General features: G+C 55.7%; 18 protein-coding genes and 1 tRNA gene. 10 read left to right on the top strand and 9 right to left on the bottom strand.

Features of this window, described 5'->3' with window-relative positions:
• Positions 1-232: 232 nt before the first annotated feature.
• From WD071_RS01825 to cysG, 6 genes are all read left to right on the top strand, one after another.
• Positions 233-2,557: a DNA translocase FtsK gene (locus tag WD071_RS01825; RefSeq protein WP_368046583.1), complete on the top strand. Its 2,325-nt coding sequence runs from the start codon at positions 233-235 to the stop codon at positions 2,555-2,557.
• Positions 2,558-2,635: 78 nt separating this feature from the next.
• Entirely contained in the window at positions 2,636-3,334 is a 699-nt protein-coding gene (gene lolA, locus WD071_RS01830) for an outer membrane lipoprotein chaperone LolA (protein WP_368046584.1), read from the top strand.
• Positions 3,315-4,676 (top strand): replication-associated recombination protein A, encoded by a 1,362-nt coding sequence (locus WD071_RS01835; protein WP_368046585.1) that lies wholly within the window; start codon positions 3,315-3,317, stop codon positions 4,674-4,676. Before lolA ends, WD071_RS01835 begins: the two co-directional genes overlap by 20 nt.
• Positions 4,673-5,050 carry a fluoride efflux transporter CrcB gene (gene crcB, locus WD071_RS01840; protein ID WP_368046586.1) on the top strand — a complete coding sequence of 126 codons (378 nt, stop codon included), beginning with the start codon at positions 4,673-4,675 and terminating at the stop codon, positions 5,048-5,050. The genes WD071_RS01835 and crcB overlap by 4 nt, the downstream gene beginning before the upstream one ends.
• A 54-nt stretch (positions 5,051-5,104) precedes the next feature.
• Entirely contained in the window at positions 5,105-6,388 is a 1,284-nt protein-coding gene (gene serS / locus WD071_RS01845; RefSeq protein WP_368046587.1) for a serine--tRNA ligase, read from the top strand.
• A 50-nt stretch (positions 6,389-6,438) separates the two neighbouring features.
• A complete protein-coding gene (gene cysG, locus WD071_RS01850) occupies positions 6,439-7,821 on the top strand; it encodes a siroheme synthase CysG (RefSeq protein ID WP_368046588.1) in 1,383 nt (460 codons plus the stop codon).
• Here the strand turns inward: cysG and WD071_RS01855 are convergent.
• The 9 genes from WD071_RS01855 to WD071_RS01895 form a co-directional block, all read right to left on the bottom strand.
• Entirely contained in the window at positions 7,784-9,157 is a 1,374-nt protein-coding gene (locus WD071_RS01855; protein ID WP_368046589.1) for an MATE family efflux transporter, read from the bottom strand. The two genes, cysG and WD071_RS01855, sit on opposite strands and share 38 nt — an antisense overlap.
• Entirely contained in the window at positions 9,150-10,010 is an 861-nt protein-coding gene (locus WD071_RS01860) for a PA4780 family RIO1-like protein kinase (protein ID WP_368046590.1), read from the bottom strand. The genes WD071_RS01855 and WD071_RS01860 overlap by 8 nt, the downstream gene beginning before the upstream one ends.
• A gap of 18 nt (positions 10,011-10,028) precedes the next feature.
• Positions 10,029-10,535 carry a putative 4-hydroxy-4-methyl-2-oxoglutarate aldolase gene (locus tag WD071_RS01865; RefSeq protein ID WP_368046591.1) on the bottom strand — a complete coding sequence of 169 codons (507 nt, stop codon included), beginning with the start codon at positions 10,533-10,535 and terminating at the stop codon, positions 10,029-10,031.
• Between the two features lie 35 nt (positions 10,536-10,570).
• Positions 10,571-11,674 carry a phosphoribosylaminoimidazolesuccinocarboxamide synthase gene (locus WD071_RS01870; protein WP_368046592.1) on the bottom strand — a complete coding sequence of 368 codons (1,104 nt, stop codon included), beginning with the start codon at positions 11,672-11,674 and terminating at the stop codon, positions 10,571-10,573.
• A 112-nt stretch (positions 11,675-11,786) separates the two neighbouring features.
• On the bottom strand, positions 11,787-12,131 hold the full coding sequence (locus WD071_RS01875) for a TusE/DsrC/DsvC family sulfur relay protein (protein ID WP_368046593.1): 345 nt from the start codon (positions 12,129-12,131) through the stop codon (positions 11,787-11,789).
• A complete protein-coding gene (tusB, locus tag WD071_RS01880) occupies positions 12,124-12,417 on the bottom strand; it encodes a sulfurtransferase complex subunit TusB (RefSeq protein WP_368046594.1) in 294 nt (97 codons plus the stop codon). Before tusB ends, WD071_RS01875 begins: the two co-directional genes overlap by 8 nt.
• Positions 12,414-12,770, bottom strand: a complete 357-nt coding sequence (tusC, locus tag WD071_RS01885) for a sulfurtransferase complex subunit TusC (RefSeq protein ID WP_368046595.1) — start codon at positions 12,768-12,770, stop codon at positions 12,414-12,416. Before tusC ends, tusB begins: the two co-directional genes overlap by 4 nt.
• 3 nt (positions 12,771-12,773) lie before the next feature.
• Positions 12,774-13,163 (bottom strand): sulfurtransferase complex subunit TusD, encoded by a 390-nt coding sequence (gene tusD / locus WD071_RS01890; RefSeq protein ID WP_368046691.1) that lies wholly within the window; start codon positions 13,161-13,163, stop codon positions 12,774-12,776.
• Between the two features lie 144 nt (positions 13,164-13,307).
• The gene (locus tag WD071_RS01895) at positions 13,308-13,976 is read right to left on the bottom strand and encodes a Bax inhibitor-1/YccA family protein (RefSeq protein WP_368046596.1); all 669 of its coding nucleotides are present in this window, start codon (positions 13,974-13,976) and stop codon (positions 13,308-13,310) included.
• Positions 13,977-14,268: 292 nt separating this feature from the next.
• Here WD071_RS01895 and WD071_RS01900 point away from each other — a divergent pair.
• The 4 genes from WD071_RS01900 (at position 14,269) to WD071_RS01915 (ending at position 19,125) form a co-directional block, all read left to right on the top strand.
• Positions 14,269-14,358 (top strand) — tRNA-Ser (locus tag WD071_RS01900).
• A 412-nt stretch (positions 14,359-14,770) separates the two neighbouring features.
• Positions 14,771-16,210 (top strand): dynamin family protein, encoded by a 1,440-nt coding sequence (locus WD071_RS01905; RefSeq protein ID WP_368046597.1) that lies wholly within the window; start codon positions 14,771-14,773, stop codon positions 16,208-16,210.
• Between the two features lie 17 nt (positions 16,211-16,227).
• The gene (locus tag WD071_RS01910) at positions 16,228-17,661 is read left to right on the top strand and encodes an L-serine ammonia-lyase (RefSeq protein WP_368046598.1); all 1,434 of its coding nucleotides are present in this window, start codon (positions 16,228-16,230) and stop codon (positions 17,659-17,661) included.
• Between the two features lie 84 nt (positions 17,662-17,745).
• Positions 17,746-19,125 (top strand): M20/M25/M40 family metallo-hydrolase, encoded by a 1,380-nt coding sequence (locus WD071_RS01915; RefSeq protein ID WP_368046599.1) that lies wholly within the window; start codon positions 17,746-17,748, stop codon positions 19,123-19,125.
• Positions 19,126-19,180: the final 55 nt, after the last annotated feature.

Consider the following 19,180-nt stretch of genomic DNA (forward strand, 5'->3'; position numbering starts at 1 on the left):
GGGCAGCGCAAACGCGGCATTATACAGTCAATGGTGGCAGGGCGCTTGATTATCAAGGTATTGCTGATCGTGTGATCAGGGAGGCAGTTATTGCCAATCGCAATGTGATATTCTGACCCTGTTGCCTCGCATCCGGGGCCGCGATAATTTGACTGGCGCCATAAAACCATTATGATAGCGCTTACTTACCTTGAAAAAGATTTAAATTAACTACGCAGGCGACTGATAAATTTTGAAAAATGCCTCTAAACAGAAAACGGTAACGGAAGACCGGCTCAGTAGTCTGTCGCAGCGCATCGTGCGCGAAGGTGCTTTGATCAGCGCTTTTTTGCTCGGCGTAGTGCTGTTGGTGGCACTGCTCAGTTACTCGCCGCAGGATCCCGGCTTTACCACCACCGGATCGGGCGAGCCGGTGCAGAACGCCATCGGTAATATGGGCGCATGGCTGGCTGACGTGCTGCTGCACATGTTCGGATATTTTGCCTACATGTTTCCACTGGCACTGGGGTTCAAGGTATTTACTTTGTTCAGGGATGCTTCGCGCGCGCGGGAATTCTCCTGGCTGGTTGTCTCTCTCAAGGTTATGGGTATTGTGTTGCTGGTAATCGGTGCCTGCACCCTGGCGACATTGCACTTTGCCATTCCGCAGGACAATACCTGGCCGGCCGGGGGCCTTATCGGTTCGGCCATGGCTGACGCTAGTATGCCGGTACTGGCCATGTTCGGCAGCACCCTGGTTTATCTGTGTATTTTTCTGTTCGGCCTGACTGTCACCTTTGAAATCTCCTGGCTAAAGATGGTTGATCGCATCGGTTACCTGACCATGAACGGTGCCACTCTGGCGGCAGATGCTCTACGTGCCTGGCAGGAAAAGCGCGAGGAAAACAACAAGGTTCGCCAGGGTGTGGAAAAACGCAAAAAAGCACTGGACGTTCGTATTGAGAAAGACAAGACGCGCACACCGCCGCGTATTGAGCCGGTGATCAGCGCACCCGCGCAGCGCAGTCAGCGCGTGGAGAAGGAACGGCAGACCAGGCTGTTCACTGACAGTGCGCCCGGCGATCTGCCGGCAGTCGGCCTGCTTGATGAGAACAAGAGTGCTGGCAACAAGGGGTATTCCACAGAATCACTTGAGGCCATGTCCAGACTGCTTGAACTCAAGCTGCAGGACTTCGGCATCGAAATCGAAGTCACTGCGGTCAACCCCGGCCCGGTCATCACGCGTTTTGAAGTGCAGCCCGCGCCCGGCATCAAGGCCAGTCGCATCACCGGCCTGGGTCGTGATCTGGCGCGCTCACTGGCAATTGTCAGTGTGCGGGTGGTGGAAGTCATTCCGGGGAAAACCGTCATCGGCATTGAAATTCCCAACGAACACCGGGAAATGATCATGCTCAGTCAGGTGCTGTCATCACCTGAATTCGACAAGGCCCAGTCAGTGCTGAGCATGGCGCTGGGTCACGATATTGTGGGCAAACCGGTTATTGTTGATCTGGCCAAGATGCCACACCTGCTGGTTGCCGGCACCACCGGGTCGGGTAAATCAGTGGGCATCAATGCCATGATCCTCAGCCTTCTCTACAAGTCGACACCCGAACATGTGCGCATGATCATGATTGATCCCAAGATGCTGGAATTGTCCGTTTATGACGGTATTCCGCACCTGTTGACACCGGTTGTGACTGACATGAAAGACGCTGCCAATGCCTTGCGCTGGAGCGTGGCGGAAATGGAGCGTCGCTACAAGTTGATGTCTGCACTGGGCGTGCGCAACCTCGCTGGTTACAACAAAAAGGTGCAGGATGCGATCAAGGCAGGAGAGCCTATCATGGATCCCATCTGGCGCCCGGACCCAATGGCATTGCAGGACGACCAGCAGGCCCCGGAACTGGAGGCTCTGCCCCATATTGTGGTGGTGGTCGATGAGTTGGCCGACATGATGATGGTGGTGGGCAAGAAAGTGGAGGAGCTTATTGCCCGCATCGCACAGAAAGCCCGTGCCGCCGGTATTCACCTGATTCTGGCCACACAGCGGCCATCAGTCGACGTGCTGACCGGTCTGATCAAGGCCAATATCCCGACCCGCTTATCCTTCATGGTGCAATCTAAAGTGGATTCACGCACCATCCTGGGTGAAGGCGGTGCCGAGCAGTTGCTGGGCAATGGCGATATGCTTTTTCTGCCGCCCGGCGGCGGACTGGCCAAACGGGTTCACGGCGCCTTTGTCAGTGATGAAGAAGTACACCGGGTCGTGGCTGACTGGAAATCACGCGGCGAACCGGTTTATGTAGACGAAATCACCCAGGGTGTCGAAGAACGCGATATGAATATGGGCGGCAGTGCAAGTGAGGGCGGCGAAGAGGATGATGCCCTGTACGATGAAGCCGTGGCCTTTGTCTGCGAATCACGCAAGGCCTCCATTTCTGCCGTGCAACGCAAACTGCGCATTGGCTATAACCGCGCCGCACGCATGATTGAAGCCATGGAAGCAGCCGGTGTTGTGTCCGAAATGGGCAGCAACGGCAGCCGCGAAGTTCTCGCGCCACCAGCGCCACGTTGATCATCAGACGTGTCCAGTTACCGAGGTATGCCAGTGAAGTCGTATTTCCTGTCTTTTCTAATTAGCGTCAGCCTGACGATGGCGTCCTTTGCATTTGCAGATCACCTGTTGATAGCAGGTGCTTCCGAAAACCCGGACACAGCTGCGGAGCAAACCCCGGCTACACACCTGGACCCGTCCTCTGACGCCGGTCAGTTGACAGCTCTGCTCGCCGACCTGGAGACTTTTCGCGCTGATGTGCGGCAACTGATAACCGAGTCCAGTGGTGGTGTGCTGGAAGAGAGCGACATACTGTTCATGCTCAAGCGGCCTCATGGATTTTACTGGGAAACTCAAGCCCCGTTTCCCGAGCTCATTGTCACCAATGGCAGCACCCTGTGGAACTATCAGCCTGACCTGCTGCAGTTAACGATAGAGGATTGGGATCCCGATGAATCGGAATTGTCGGCGCAACTGCTTGGCGGTGACACTCGCGCAATCGTTGACGACTACAATATTGATAGGGTGCCGGTCGCCGATAATGGCCTGGAGTTCGTGTTGCGGCCACTGGATCCTGCCAGCCTTTATGAACGCGTCATACTGTTCTTCTCAGACGGGCTACTGGAATCGATACTGCTGATCAATACCAACGGGCAGCGCACCTTGTGGGAGTTTTACAATCGGCAGATCAATGAACCCATTGATGACGCAATATTCAATTTTGTAGCGCCAGACGACGATTTACTGGACGTGATCGACAACCGGTCACCTGCCAACCATGCAACAGACCAGCTTTGACGAACTGACAGACGGCAATGATGGCGAGTTGCTGACTCAGCCTCTGGCCGCACGCATGCGCCCGCGCACGCTGGATGAATACATCGGGCAATCCCATATCCTCGGACCAGGCAAACCTTTACGCGAAGCCATCAGTCGGGGATTGCCGCATTCCATGATTCTGTGGGGCCCGCCGGGCACCGGCAAAACCACGCTGGCACGCATGGTCGCTATTGCCAGCAAGGCCAGCTTCGAAAGTATTTCGGCGGTTCTGTCCGGGGTAAAAGAGATCCGGGCAGCTGTCGAGCGCGCCAGGCTGCGCAAGCGGCAAAACGGACAGGCGAGCATATTGTTTGTTGATGAGGTTCATCGCTTCAATAAAAGTCAGCAGGATGCATTTTTACCTCATATCGAAGACGGTACGCTGATCTTTGTTGGCGCCACCACGGAAAACCCTTCTTTCGAGCTTAATAACGCCTTGCTGTCCCGGGCCCGGGTCTACGTCCTGAAAAGCCTTAACGATCAGGAATTGACAGCTGTGCTGACCCAGGCCCTGCAAGACCCCGCCAGAGGGCTGGGTAAACGTCAATTGCATGTTGATGACCAGGCCATTGACCGGCTGGCCACGGCAGCAGACGGTGATGCTCGCAAAGCACTAAACCTGCTGGAAATCGCTGCCGACCTGGTAGGCGTCGGCGATGTTGTTGATGATGACATCCTGGAGCAGGTGCTACTGGGCAGTCCGCGTCGCTTCGACAAGGGCGGCGACCTTTTTTATGATCAGATATCAGCCCTACACAAGGCAGTTCGCGGATCCTCACCCGATGCATCACTGTACTGGTTACTGCGCATGCTGGATGGCGGTTGCGACCCCTTGTATGTCGCACGCCGGGTGGTGCGGATGGCCAGTGAAGACGTCGGCAATGCCGACCCGCGCTGCCTGCAGATGGCACTGTCGGCCTGGGATGCATTGACCCGTCTGGGCAGCCCGGAGGGAGAACTGGTGCTGGCGCATGCGGTCATATACATGGCGTGTGCCCCCAAAAGCAACGCCGTTTATGCCGCGTTTAATGCCGCCAAAGCTGATGTCGCCAGTCAACCTTCTCATGACGTACCGCCGCATTTGCGCAATGCGCCAACGACATTGATGAAAAACCTGAACCACGGCGCCGGCTATCGATATGCCCATGACGAGGAGGGTGCCTACGCTGCCGGCGAAAACTATTTTCCCGCCGCGATAAAAGACACGCGGTATTACTATCCGGGCGATAACGGCCTGGAACAAAAAATCAATGAAAAACTGAACTGGCTGCGTCAGCGGGATGCGGCCAGTCCAATCAAACGCTATCCGGATGAATCATGATGACCTATCTTGCCATCGCACTGGGCGGCGGTGTCGGCGCCCTGGCCCGTTACGGGCTGATGACATGGGTATCGACCCAGACAGACAGTCGCTTGCCCTGGGGCACGCTGCTGGTTAACGTCAGCGGTGCCTTGTTGATTGGCGTACTGTATGTGCTTGTCAGCGAAAAAATGCTGCTCTCCAATGAGGCCAGGGCACTGCTTGTTGTCGGGTTTCTGGGCGCCTTCACCACATTCTCAACGTTTTCGCTCGACACCATGCTGCTTATTCAACAGGGCTGGCTGATCCAGGCCGTGGGTTACATGCTGGCCAGCGTGATGATTTGTGTACTGGCCACGTGGCTCGGCATGGCACTTGCGCGCGTGCTGGCGTAAAATTGTCGTGTTATCAACTTCCTCAACCTTTAACCGAATAAGGACATCGACCCCATGTTAGATCCACGTCTGTTGAAAACTGATCCTGATCACCTGCTCGCCGCACTGGCCAAACGCGGTTTGTCGGTAGATCTGAGTCAGTTTTTGGCGTTGGACGAACAGCGTAAAAGCCTGCAACAGGAAACCGAAAAACTGCAGAATGAGCGCAACATCCGAGCCAAAACCATTGGTAAAGCCAAGGCGGCCGGCGAAGATGTCGCGCCGCTGCTGGCGGAAGTCAGCGGTCTGGGCGACAGACTGGATGCTGCAAAAGCAGCGCTGGCTGATGTGCAACAGGCTTTCAATGATGCCTGGATCCAGTTGCCCAATCTGCCGCAGGACTGTGTGCCGGCAGGCAAGAACGAAGCTGACAACGTGGAATTACATCGTTGGGGCACACCTGCAACCTATGCCTTCAAACCTCAAGACCATGTGGCATTGGGTGAGCATGATGCGGCCACAGGCCTGGCCATGGATTTCGCTGCCGCCACCAAGCTGACGGGCAGCCGTTTTGTTGTGTTACGTGGCAGCATGGCCCGTCTGCATCGCGCCCTGATTCAATTCATGCTGGATCAGCATACGCAGCAGCACGGCTACGAAGAAGTGTACGTACCGTATATCGTCAATCGCGACTCCCTTATGGGCACCGGTCAATTGCCTAAATTTGCCGAAGATCTGTTTCATCTTGAAGGGGAGCAGGATTATTACCTGATTCCTACTGCAGAAGTGCCCGTGACCAATCTGGTTCGTGACGAAATTGTCCCGGCAGAAAAAATGCCACTTAAATTTGTCTGCCACACACCCTGTTTCCGCAGTGAAGCCGGTAGCTATGGCCGGGACACCCGCGGCATGATTCGTCAGCACCAGTTCGAGAAAGTGGAGCTGGTGCAAATGGTACGCCCGCAGGATTCCAATGACGCACTGGAAGCCCTCAGTGGACATGCTGAACGCATTCTGCAATTGCTGGAATTGCCATATCGTGCCATGCAACTGTGCGGCGGCGACATGGGGGCCAGTGCTGCACGCACCATTGACCTGGAAGTATGGCTGCCATCGCAGGACTGCTATCGCGAAATTTCATCCTGCAGTAATTTTGAGGATTACCAGGCTCGCCGTATGCAGGCGCGCTGGCGCAACCCGGAAACCGGCAAGCCGGAACTGCTGCACACGCTGAACGGTTCGGGACTGGCCATCGGCCGTACCCTGGTGGCCATTCTGGAGAACTTCCAGCAGGAAGACGGATCAGTCCGTCTTCCGTCAGTGCTGGTGCCCTATATGGGCGGTGTCACTCACCTGTAAGTCGTTTGCCGTCAGAACATTGCGGACGTCAACACAAGGTAAAAAACACAATGGATTACCTACCGGTTTTTATGGATGTGCGAAACCAGCGCTGTCTGCTTGTCGGTGCTGGCGAGGTTGCCAGTCGCAAGGCGGCGCTGCTTGCGCGTACCGGCGCCCGTCTTATTGTTGTCGCGCCATTGATACGTGACGAAGTGCGCGAACTGGTGGCGCAACATCAGGGTGAAATTCATCAGCGGCCATTCCGGGATACTGATCTTGATGAGGTCAACCTGGTGGTTGCAGCGACTGACAATGACGTGGTCAATCGACATGTCTCCGAGCTGGCACGTGCGCGCAGGCTGCCGGTGAATGTGGTGGATCAGACTGATCTGTGCAGTTTTATTGTCCCCGCCATCGTTGATCGTTCCCCGGTTGTGATTGCCATTTCCACCGGTGGCAGTTCCCCGGTGCTGACACGCCAGATCAAGGAAAACATCGAAATCATGCTGCCGGCTGCCTATGGCCGTCTGGCATCGTTGCTTGGCAGCCTGCGTGATCGTGTCAAGGCAGGGGTCACTGATTTCAGCAAACGCACGCGGTTCTGGGAAAAACTTCTGTCTGGCCCGATGCCGCAACTGGTGCTGTCCGGACGCGATGACGAAGCGATGACGCTGTTTGAACAAAGCCTGGCTGATGCCGACCAGGACAGCCTGCAGGGTGAAGTTTATCTGGTTGGCGCCGGTCCAGGAGATCCCGACCTCCTGACCCTGAAAGCGCTGCGCCTGATGTACGCAGCTGATGTCGTGTTATATGATCGCCTGGTATCTCCGGAGATCATGAAACGAGTGCGACCTGACGCTGATCGCATCTTTGTGGGCAAGGAAGCCAAGCATCATCCGGTGCCGCAGGAGGAGATCAATGACCTGCTGGTGCGACTGGCACGCGAGGGCAAAAAAGTGCTGCGCCTGAAAGGAGGTGACCCCTTTATTTTTGGTCGCGGCGGTGAGGAGATAGACCGGCTTGCTGCTGCAGGTCTGCCGTTCCAGGTGGTGCCCGGTATTACGGCTGCATCAGGCTGCGCGGCATATGCCGGTATCCCGCTGACCCATCGTGATTATTCTCAGTCAGTACGGTTTGTCACCGGGCACATGAAAAATGATCTGCCCGATCTGGACTGGCCGGTACTGGCCAAAGAGGAGCAAACCCTGGTTATCTACATGGGGCTGATCACATTGGCTGTGATCTGTGAACAACTACAGGCGTATGGCATGGACGCAGCCATGCCGGTCGGCATCGTGGAGCAGGGCACCATGCCGCAACAGCGTGTGGTGACAGGTACTTTGCAGGATATTGCAGGCAAGGCTGAAGCCGCCAGCATCAAGGCACCCGCCATCATCATTATTGGCCAGGTGGTTAAACTGCACCGTGAACTGGCGTGGTTTGGTCAATGATGCTGCGCCGCAGTGCGGGCAGATAGTACCCGAGACATATCGCGCGCAGACAAACGTAAACAACAAAAGACAACCACAGACCGTGATTGTCCATCGCCCTGACCAGCAACACACTCAGCGGCAAAAATATCACTGTGGCGAGCAACGACGCGTTGCGCATTTCGCGGGTGCGGGTAGTACCGATAAATACCCCGTCCAGCTGAAACGCGACCACAGCCAGCAGAACATACAGCGCTGCCCAGGGGACGGCCAGCGTTACCTGCTGCCAGACCGCCTCGTGACTGCTGAGCAACTGCGCCACCGCGTCACCGCCCAACAAAATGCCGCCCGCCAGGACCACCGCCGTCGCCATGGCCAGTTCAGAACTCTTTCGCAGTGCCGCGTCAAAGGCGGGCAGGTTGTTGCCACCGGCGGCTTCGCCAACCAGTGCCTCGGTAACGTAGGCATACGCATCAAGAAAAAACGCAGAAAATGAAATCAGCTGCAACAGAATGTGGTTGGCTGCCAGGACATCATCACCAAACTGCGCACTGTAACGGACAAACCAGGCGAAGCTGAAAACCAGCAACAAGGTACGAATCATGATATGACTGTTGACGCTCAAGGTGTGCCGCATACGCGCCAGGTCACGAAGACGGCTGAGCGGCACAAAGGCTTCCTGATCACGCCCCTGACGGGCACGCAGTATGCGCAGAACCAGGAACAGGGCCAGGCCGACACTGCACCATTCGGCAATGGCGGTACCCAGTGCGATACCTGCCGCGCCCATGCCAAGGACGCCGGCAAACCAGATATCAAGTACAATGTTCAGACTGTTGAGTACCACCTGAACCAACAGCAGCGTTTTACTGTGACCCAGACCTATCAGACAGCCCATCAGCGCGAACAGAGCCAACGCTGCCGGCGCCCCCCATATCCGCATGGCAATATAGTCGCGGGTCAGGCTTTCGACACCGGCGCTGCCATTCATCAGACTCAGGGATAGCTCGGCTATGGGCCATTGCAGCACAATCAGCGTTGTGCCAAGGCCCACAGCCAGCAGCAATGCCCGCCACAAGATCACACGCACTTCGGCCTCATCGGCAGCGCCGACAGCCTGCGCCGTGAAGCCGGTGGTGCCCATGCGCAGAAAACCGAAACCCCAGTACACAAAGCTGAAAATGATAGCGCCAAAGGCGATAGCGCCCAGCGCTTCCAGCGACCCGGTGTTGCCAATGACAGCAGTGTCGGACAAACCCAGCAAGGGAACGGAGGCGTTGGCCAGCATGACCGGCCAGGCACGTTGCAAAATGCTGCGTCGGTCTACTGACACCGGTTTGATATCGCCGTTACTCATCGCCCGAGTCGGCGGCCAGACGTCGTTCTTCCGCTTCCTGCGCCTCGGCACGGGCGTGTTCGATGACCAGCAGGATTTCATCAATGTTGGCGTTTTCGGCACGGCGCTCAAACTGACCGGTCAGCGCAACACCGGGCCGCAGTCGTCCGCGCTCGTACAGGTCCCAGATTTCAGGCCCGTAGTAGGTATTAAGCAGTTCGGGGGCAAAGCGACCAAAATATCGCGTCATGTTTTCCACATCGCGGATCAGCATGCTCGCCGCATTGTTATTGCCGGATGCGTTGACGGCCTGCGGCAAATCTATAATCACCGGTCCGTCATCAGCCAGCAGTACATTGAACTCGGACAGGTCACCATGAATAAGACCGACGCTGAGCATTTTGACCACATCATCCATGATACGCGCATGGTAAAGCAGGGCCTCTTCGTGCGTCAGTTCAACGTCATTGAGTCGGGGGGCGACATCGCCAGCGCCGTCAACAATCATGTCCATCAGCAGCACGCCGTCAACAAACCCGTGGGTTTTGGGCACACGGACATCAGCCAGATGCAATCGGCGAAGCGCGTCCACTTCGGCGTTCAGCCAGGCTTCTTCATGGCCCCGTTGACCATATTTGCTGCGACGCCCCATGGCCCGTGCATCACGACTGTTGCGGACTTTACGTCCTTCCTGGTAGGTGGCTGCCTGCTTGAAGCTGCGATTGCTGGCTTCCTTGTAGATTTTCGCGCAGCGCAGTTTGGTGCCACAACGCACAACATAAACCTGTGCTTCCTTGCCACTCATCAACTGGCTGACCACCTCGTCAATCAGGCCGTCGTCCATCAGGGGTTGTAATCGCGCTGGTGTTTTCATAACGTAATTTGGTTCACTCTAGTGTAATCCGGGCAGAACAAGTTGTTGCGCGCACACCAGCAGACCATTGTTGTCACCATAAACAAATTGTCCTGGCACGAAAGTGACACCGGCAAAACTGACGTCGACATTCAGTTCGCCCACTCCTTTGCGCACAGTTTTAAGTGGATGGGCACCGAGAGCCTGTACCCCCAGGTCCAGCTGTGAGATTGCATTGACGTCACGAATACAACCGTAAACAATGACGCCTTCCCAGCCGTTGTCCACCGCTGACTCGGCGATCATGTCGCCCAGCATGGCGCGACGCATGGAACCGGCGCCGTCCACCACCAATACCTTGCCCACGCCCGGTTTGCCGAGTTGCTCTTTAACCAGGGAGTTGTCCTCACAGGCTTTCACCGTGACAATTTCGCCACCAAATGCTTCGCGCCCGCCAAAATTGATAAACATGGCTTCAGCAACCCTGACCTGGTCAGGAAAATGATCACAGAGTTCCGGCAGCAAATCGTGTATTGAATCCTTCATTGATAACTCCTGTTAACTGGCAACTTGACAGTCTGTTACGCAACAAGCCCATACCTGCTGCTCAGCACGTCGATAATCTCGGCCCTGGGGTTGTCGGGCAAGCGGATGTTGCCACCGGTAATCTTTTCTGCCATACCCACATAGGTGTCGGACACCTGCATCATGGCGTCCAGGGGCAGGGCGTTGTCGCGGGCCAGGGCAATACGTTCCGGCATGCGCGTCTTGTTCAGCAGGATATCCGGATCCGGAAAATGCTGTAGCAGAAACTGACGGAACGCTTCCTTGGACTGCTCGACTATTCTGCCTTCTCGGTAGGCAGGGCCGTCCCAGATGCGCGACGAGTCAGGCGTACCTACCTCATCCATGTAAATCAGCTTTTCAGCCCCGTTCTGGTCAGTGACATAACCAAATTCGAATTTGGTATCGACAAAAATCTGATCCAGGCTTGCCAGTGCGTTGCTGATGACATCGAAGCCTTCGCGCAACAGTTTTTCATAATGGCTAACATCGTCTGTCGACCGGAAATTGAATGCAGCATAATTATTTACAATATCCTGGCGACTGATATTGACGTCGTCGGCTTCCGGTACGCCCGCAATGCCTGTCAGAATGCCTTTGGTGGAGGGCGTCATCAGCAATTCGGGCAGACGCTGATCCTTGCGCAAACCATCGGGCAGGGTGATGCCACAGAACTCACGCTCTCCGGCGCTGTATGCGCGCCACATGGAACCGGTGATGTACTGACGACAAATGGCTTCTATCATCACCGGCCGTGCTTTTTGCACGATCCATACAAACGGGTGCGGTATATCCAGAATGTGGCTGTCGGCCAGGCCTTGCTCACGAAACAGGTTGAACCAGTGGCTGGCAATGGCGTTGAGCGCCGCACCTTTGCCCGGCACACCCGCCATACCCCCTTCAGCATGCCAGACACAATCAAATGCCGACAAACGATCACTGATGACCATGATGGCCAGAGGGGCGTCCGGCAGTACCGGGTAATTGTGTTCCTGAATCAGGCGTGCGCTGTCCTCATCTGTCAGCCAGTAGACTGAGCGTACTTTGCCGCTATGAACCGCTTGCCGGGTCCGGATGGGGAGGTCATTGTTGACCGCTAAAACGGTGTCGGCAGCACGCATACAAGAGAAGACCATATTGATAATTGACGTTGAGGCTTGAGAACAAATGTTAAGCCTGTTAATCGCAAATCATAACAGATTCGGCGACACTAAACATAAACCCGGCCGTGATTCAGAAGCAATTCGCGGGCCGGGGCAGGCCAGCCAGGCGACTGATGGTCAGCGCTGGTTTGCCACCAAACAGCTTCATCAGGTACATGCTTTTGCCCTTGTCTGCACCCAGGTGCAGAGACGTATATTTGACCAGGGGCCGGGTTGCGGGGGAAAGGCCAAATTCGAGGTAGAATTGTCGCACCAGATCGATGACCTCCCAATGCGCCGGGGTCAGTGTGATGTCTTCCCGGCCAGCCAGCGCGTCGGCAACATCAGCGTCCCAGTCGTTCATATTGCGCAGATAACCGTCCTTGTCCAGCGCCACGCATCGATTGTCCGGCAACACTAGTGCAGACTTATCCATGACTAAGGCTGTTCCTGTGCTCACATACCAGGACCACGAAACCGGCATAATCCGTGGGCCGAATGCCTGCGGCCGCCACGCTCAGGCCGCGCGCAGCCAGGTCTTCGGACAGGGCGTAGCAGCGGATACCTTCCTCCAGGGCTTTCAGGTCCGGGGTCAGCAAATTGACACCGAACACACCGTCCTCGATCAGGATGATGCTGTCTCCCGGCGCTACCAGGGCCAGACAACGCTGCAAGGCATCGGTCCGATAAGGACTTTTGCTGACGATATGCAAGGTGCTCACAGGCCGAACACCATGTCAGCATCAGCTAACAGGGACCTGACCTCATCGGCGTTACAGGCCTTTGCCGAGATCAAAAGCGGGCGACCAGACAGGCCGCGTTTTTGCAAAGACTCAGTGTCGACATAGACTTTGTCGACGCCATAGAGTTCAAGTGCGGGCAGGGCAGAGCTGACGTTTTTTGCCGCCAGGCGGGCGGGGTCCTGATCCGGTAGCAACTGATACACGCCGTCATCCAGGAAAATGAAGTTGATCTTTTGCTCAAAAACCGCCGCGGACAACACCATGTCCAGCAAGGCTTTTGGTCTGCTGCTGCCAACAGGGCCACTGCGTGCCAGAAACGTCAGGGTTTTCATACACTAAACTCCAAAGCTGACAACACGATCCGAGTGCAGGCAGGCATCAACCCACTGTCCCAGGCCGGAAATATCAAACCCTGCATCAAGGCTGGCTGCCGGTTTTTCGTAGCGACTGGCCTCTTCGTCATTCAGCACACCGCGCTTGAGCGCTGATGCGACACACACCACCGCGTCAAGCTTGTTGGCCCGGATCAGGGCCGCCCAGTCGGCGTGCAAGTCACGTTCATCCTGCGGCCACACTGCCAGCGCATGGGCGTTGTGCACGCCATCTTCGTAAAAGAAGAGTCGATAAATCTGATGCCCGGCCGCAAGCGCGGCCTGACAGAAGGACAGGGCTGTTTGCGCACCCTGAGTCGTGCCGGGAGCGCCATGAATCACGAGACTGATAATCACTTGTGCCTGCCTCCGGGTAGGTCTGCTGTGTCTTGCCGGGTTTGCGGCGCAACAGCGCCATTATGCCGCAAATTACCCTTCAGAAACAAAAAAGCCCCGGACAGTGCCGGGGCTTTGGATGAGCGGACTGTGCTATCAGGCTTATTCTTCGCCGCCAAACGCCGTCAGCAGATGCAGCAGGCTGATGAAGATGTTGTACAAAGACACATACAGCGTCACCGTGGCCAGGATGTAGTTACGCTCGCCACCATTGATGATCGCACCGGTCTGCATCAGGATTGCAGCACTGGAGAACAGCATGAAGGCAGCTGACAATGCCAGTTGCAGGGCAGGAATCTGCAGGAACAGGTTAGCGATAAACGCTGCCACAATGACCAGAAAACCCGCCATCATGAAGCCGCTGAGGAAGGAAAAGTCCTTGCGCGACACCAGCGCGTAGCCCGACAGGCCAAAGAAGATGAACGCAGTACCGCCCAGGGCCGTCATCACCAGCTGGCTGCCGTTGGACGAAGCCATGTAGTAACCCAGCACGGGTCCGAGGGTATACCCCATAAAACCGGTCAGGGCAAAAACAGCTGCCAGGCCCCAGGCACTGTTGGACAGTTTGTGGGTGACGAACAACAGACCATAAAAACCTATCAGCATCACAAATATATTAACGGGTGCTGCATTGGAAGCCATGGCAAAGCTTGCAGTCAAGGCGCTGAATGCCAGCGTTAATGCCAGTAACAGATACGTGTTCTTGAGAACCTTGTTAACAACTACCGCAGACTCGCGCGTCTGCGTGGCATTGACTTGATACTGACTCATACAGGTAAACCTCCGGCTAAACATCCAGTAGCACCCGGACGGGGGCTACATTAATCCCTTACAGGGACTCTTTATAACTTATAACTTATAGCAACTCTTTACAGAATCCATGTATACGCTTTATAAGATCGGCGTATCCACTTTTCTCTTTCATGTTTCCTACAACCCACAATGATACCGGTCAGCCCGGCGAAATCAATCAATATCGGTGTAGCACACATCGGTTTCCCCCAAGCGGCCAAACAACAGTTGACTGATCACAAAATTATAGTAACATGCCGCTTCGCGCTGCGGAGGGGTGGCAGAGCGGTTGAATGCACCGGTCTTGAAAACCGGCGTAGGTGAGAGCCTACCCAGGGTTCGAATCCCTGCCCCTCCGCCACTTATCGAAGTCTCCGGCAGTCATGCCATCCCCAAATCCAGTCGAATCCCCAGCCGTCCAAGGCGGGCAGGGATGAGAACCCGATACAGGGTTCGACAACTTGCGCAGCAAGTTGAGACGAGCGCGTCAGCGCGAAGCCCGCAGGGGCAAACAGCCCCAAAGGCTGTTTGATCAATCCTGCCCCTCCGCCACTTATCGAAGTCTCCGGCAGTCATGCCATCCCCTAATCCAGTAGAATCCCCAACCGTCCAAGGCGGGCAGGGATGAGAACCCGATACAGGGTTCGATATCTATAATCATCCCGTTACACGATGCCCAGCCAAGTACTGATGAAGATGTGCGCCATATATGTGATACTCGTTGTCTGGTAAACCGCAAACTTAGCAGGCTCAACCTGTCATGAGGAAGTAACGTGGCCAAGACAGCAACAGAGGAACGCATCAAACGTCTCAAGTCCCATCTTGAGCAGGAGAACCCGTCACTGGCCGAGGTGGTGGAGCACTTCCAGGAGCTTGACAAGGTCGCTCGCAAGCTCGGCTTCATGAGTGCGGATGATTCATACGCAACACAGATTTCATGGTGGCCGGTGGTGGCAGTGCTGGGAACATTTTCTGCCGGCAAGTCCACCTTCCTGAACGAGTATCTCGGACAGACACTGCAACGGACCGGCAATCAGGCAGTCGATGACAAATTTACCGTCATAAGCTACGGCGCTGATGATGAGCCCAAGCAACTGCCCGGACTGGCTCTGGACAGCGACCCGCGCTTTCCGTTTTACCGGATCAGCCAGGCAATCGACCTGGATAGCGAAGGCGAGGGCAAGCGGATTGATTCCTACCTGCAGCTCAAAACCTGTAATGCCGATGTGCTGCGCGGGAGAATCCTGATCGACTCACCGGGCTTTGATGCTGACAGGCAGCGCAATGCAACACTGCTGATTACCGATCACATCATTGATTTGTCAGATCTGGTGCTGGTGTTCTTTGATGCCCGGCATCCCGAGCCCGGGGCCATGACTGATACATTGAAACACCTGGTGGCCAATACCATCAATCGTCAGGATTCTGACAAGTTTCTGTATATCCTGAATCAGATCGACAATACCGTGCGCGAGGATAACCCGGAAGAAGTTGTGGCTGCATGGCAACGGGCCATGGCCCAGTCCGGTCTGACCGCCGGACGCTTTTTCCGCATTTACTCAGAGCAGGCCGCGGCGCCAATCGCCGATCAACAGATACAGGAGCGAATGAGGGCAAAGCGTGACGAAGACCTGGGTGACATCAAGGGCAGGATCAAGCAATTGGACGTCGACCGGGCCTATCGCATCACCGGCATGCTGGAACAAAGCGGCAAACACCTGCGTGACGTGCTGTTACCGCAATTGATAGAAGCACGACATCTGTGGTTCAAGCGGTCACGCTGGCTCAATGGTAGCGTGTTCGGTGTCACCCTTATTGCCTTTGCCTACTGGAGCCTGACTGCAGGTGCCTGGGACGGATACATGTTCCGGCCGTTGACGCCTTTGTCACCGACCCTGCAGCTGCTTGTTGGCGGGGCCCTGATTGTTTTACTGGGCATCATGTATATTCGTCTGCGCCTGATGGCAGGGCGGTCGGTGCTACGGAAACTGCAGCGTGATACCCAGGCGGGCGTCGATGGTAAACGCCTGGCCATGGCTTTCGAGAAAAATCTTGGGGTCTGGTCGCAGTTTATGGCGGCAGGTCATCCACAAGGCTGGTCCGGTCGCACACAGCGCAAGCTCGACAATTTGATTGCCAGCGCGGACATCCTGGTGCAGAAGCTCAATGACCGGTTTACCCGCCCGTCCGGTGACAGCGAAAAAGAATCCTGACAAAGGCAGAGCGCGATATGGAATCCCTGTCCGTTCTCGACATCTTCAAAATTGGCGTTGGCCCCAGCAGTTCGCATACGCTGGGGCCCTGGCATGCCGCAGCGCGCTTTATCGCGAACGTTGCCGATAATCTGCCCCGAATCAGATCCCTGCAAGTCAGACTCTACGGCTCGCTTGCCAAGACCGGCAAAGGTCATGGCACTGATATCGCGCTGATGATGGGGCTCTCTGGTGAAGACCCCGTCACCTGTGACATCGAACAAATCGGACCCACCATCAGATGTATCCGCCAACAAAAAATCCTGTGCGTGAACGCTCAACACAAGCTGCCGTTTAACCCTGAGCAGGACATTATTTTTCTGAAGGAGGAAATGTTGCCGTTTCACCCGAATGGCATAGAGTTCTGTGCATCATTCGATGACGGCAGCAATCTCAGCGAAACCTGGTTTTCGGTTGGCGGCGGTTTTGTTGTGCAGGAGAACGAAAACAGCAAAGGCATTGGCGCCCGGGAACCGCTGCCGTACCCCATCGAGTCTGCTACCGAACTGTCCCGTTGGTGCCGCGAAACCGGATTGCCAATTTCCGGCGTGGTCGCCGAAAACGAAAGAGCCTGGCGCAGTGATACCGAGACCAGAGACGCTGTCATGAAAATCTGGCAGGTCATGAGTGAATGCATGTTCAAAGGCTGTCACACCGATGGCATATTGCCGGGCGGCCTGCAGGTCATGAGGCGTGCGTCCCTGTTCAATCAACGCTTGCTGAAAGCGGCTGATTACAATGACTACGAAGGCTGGCGCCAGGCGATTCGTGACAATGGTGACGGTTTTGCCTATACGCTGGACTGGGTCAGTTGTTTTGCCCTGGCAGTCAATGAACAGAACGCCGCCTTCGCTCGTGTCGTCACTGCGCCCACCAATGGCGCTGCCGGTGTGATCCCAGCCGTTTTGCAATACCTGATCACTTTCAACAAACAATTCAATAATACCGCCCCGGACAGTGAATTGATCACCCGTTTCCTGTTCACAGCATCGGAGGTGGGCTGCATTTTCAAAAAACGTGCGACAATTTCAGCGGCCATGGGCGGTTGCCAGGCCGAGATAGGCGTCTCTTCAGCCATGGCCGCAGCCGGGTTGACCGAATGTCTGGGCGGTAATCCTGAACAGTGTCTGATGGCAGCGGAAATCGCCATGGAACATCACCTGGGTATGACCTGTGACCCCATCGGTGGCCTGGTTCAGGTACCGTGTATCGAACGCAATACCATGGGCGCCATCAAAGCCATTACAGCGTCCCAACTCGCGCTGCACAGCGATCCGTCGCACGCCAAAGTGTCACTGGATGTGGTGGTTAAAACCATGTGGGAAACCGCGCAGGATATGAGCAGTCGTTACAAGGAAACGTCAGACGGCGGCCTGGCCGTCAATATTCCGATCAGCCTCAGTGAATGCTAGAGCATCAGGTTATCGACAATCTGAGCACCAATTGCTCTATACTCAGGCTCAATAAGGCATACAACCGTCAACCAGGAGCTCAACGTGATTTTCAGAAAATGCTTACTCGCTGCTGCATTACTAACGTCGGCCGCCTCTGCCAGCGCCCAGACTGTCCCCGATCTGGGTGACCAGGCCGTCGAGTGGCTACAGGAATTCGTGCAAATCGACACCATCAATCCGCCCGGTAATGAATACCGCGCTGTTGAGTTCTACGCACGTATATTCGAGGCAGCGGGTATCGAATATGAAACCGCCGAAAGTGCGCCGGGGCGCGGCAATATCTGGGCCCGTCTGCCGGGTGGCAATGAGCCGGGGCTGATTCTGTTACAGCACACAGATGTGGTGCCGGCAGATCGCGAATACTGGTCGTTTGATCCGCTGTCCGGCAATCTCAGTGACGGCTATATCTATGGACGCGGCACCCGGGACATGAAAGGGTTGGGCATCGCGCAACTGGTTGCTTTCCTCAATCTGCATGCCTCCGGTGAACCATTGAACCGTGACGTCATCTTTCTCGCCACCGCTGATGAAGAGGCAGGCGGTGCCTTTGGTGTCGGCTGGCTGATTGACAACCATCCGGACATTTTTGACGGTGCCGGTATTCTGCTTAACGAAGGTGGTGGTGGCAGCCGCAGTGACGGCGAAATTGTTTTTGGCGTTGAGGTGACACAAAAAGTACCCGTCTGGCTGCGACTGACCGCCATAGACGAACCCGGGCACGGCTCGTCACCACGGACAACCAGTTCAATGACACGTATAGTCCGGGCGTTACACACGCTGATCGAGAATCCCTTCCCGCCGCGTATCATTCCGCCGGTCGAAGAATACTTTGCAGGCATGTCGCTGGCTCAGGGCCCGGACTGGGCCGAGGACTATGCCGATATTCGTCGGGCCGTTGAGAACCCCGAATTCATGCAACGACTGCATGAACGCCGCCCCGGCCATCATTCGCTGACCCGCGATACCTGCTCGATGACGCGCATGGAGAGCTCCAACAAGATTAACGTGGTAGCACCTGAAGCCTGGGCGGAACTCGACTGCAGAATTCTGCCGGACAAACCTGCAGAGCAGTTCGTTGAAGAACTGACGGCGCTGGTGGAGCATACCGGAGTGACTGTTGATGTGATCATGGCATTTACACCGGCTATCTCCAGCACCAACTCCCGATTGTATGAGGCAATCCAGAACGTGACCGGCGAGCTACACCCCGGATCGCGTGTGTTGCCCTCAGTCAGCACCGGTTTTACCGACAGCCATTTTACCCGTGACCTGGGTATTATCAGTTACGGTTTCAACCCGTTGATTACCGATGACGGCGAGCACACAGGGGTACACGGTAATGATGAGCGCGTGCCCGAAGCAGCGTTCCGCCGGGGTGTCAATGACTATGACGCGGTTATCCGCAATGTGGTTTACGACTGATGGCCTGAATATGTTGCCCTGGCAGCTGTTAAAATATTAGCACAAAGTGCTTGAC

This window comes from Pseudohongiella sp., assembly GCF_040877505.1.
Classification (GTDB): domain Bacteria; phylum Pseudomonadota; class Gammaproteobacteria; order Pseudomonadales; family Pseudohongiellaceae; genus Pseudohongiella.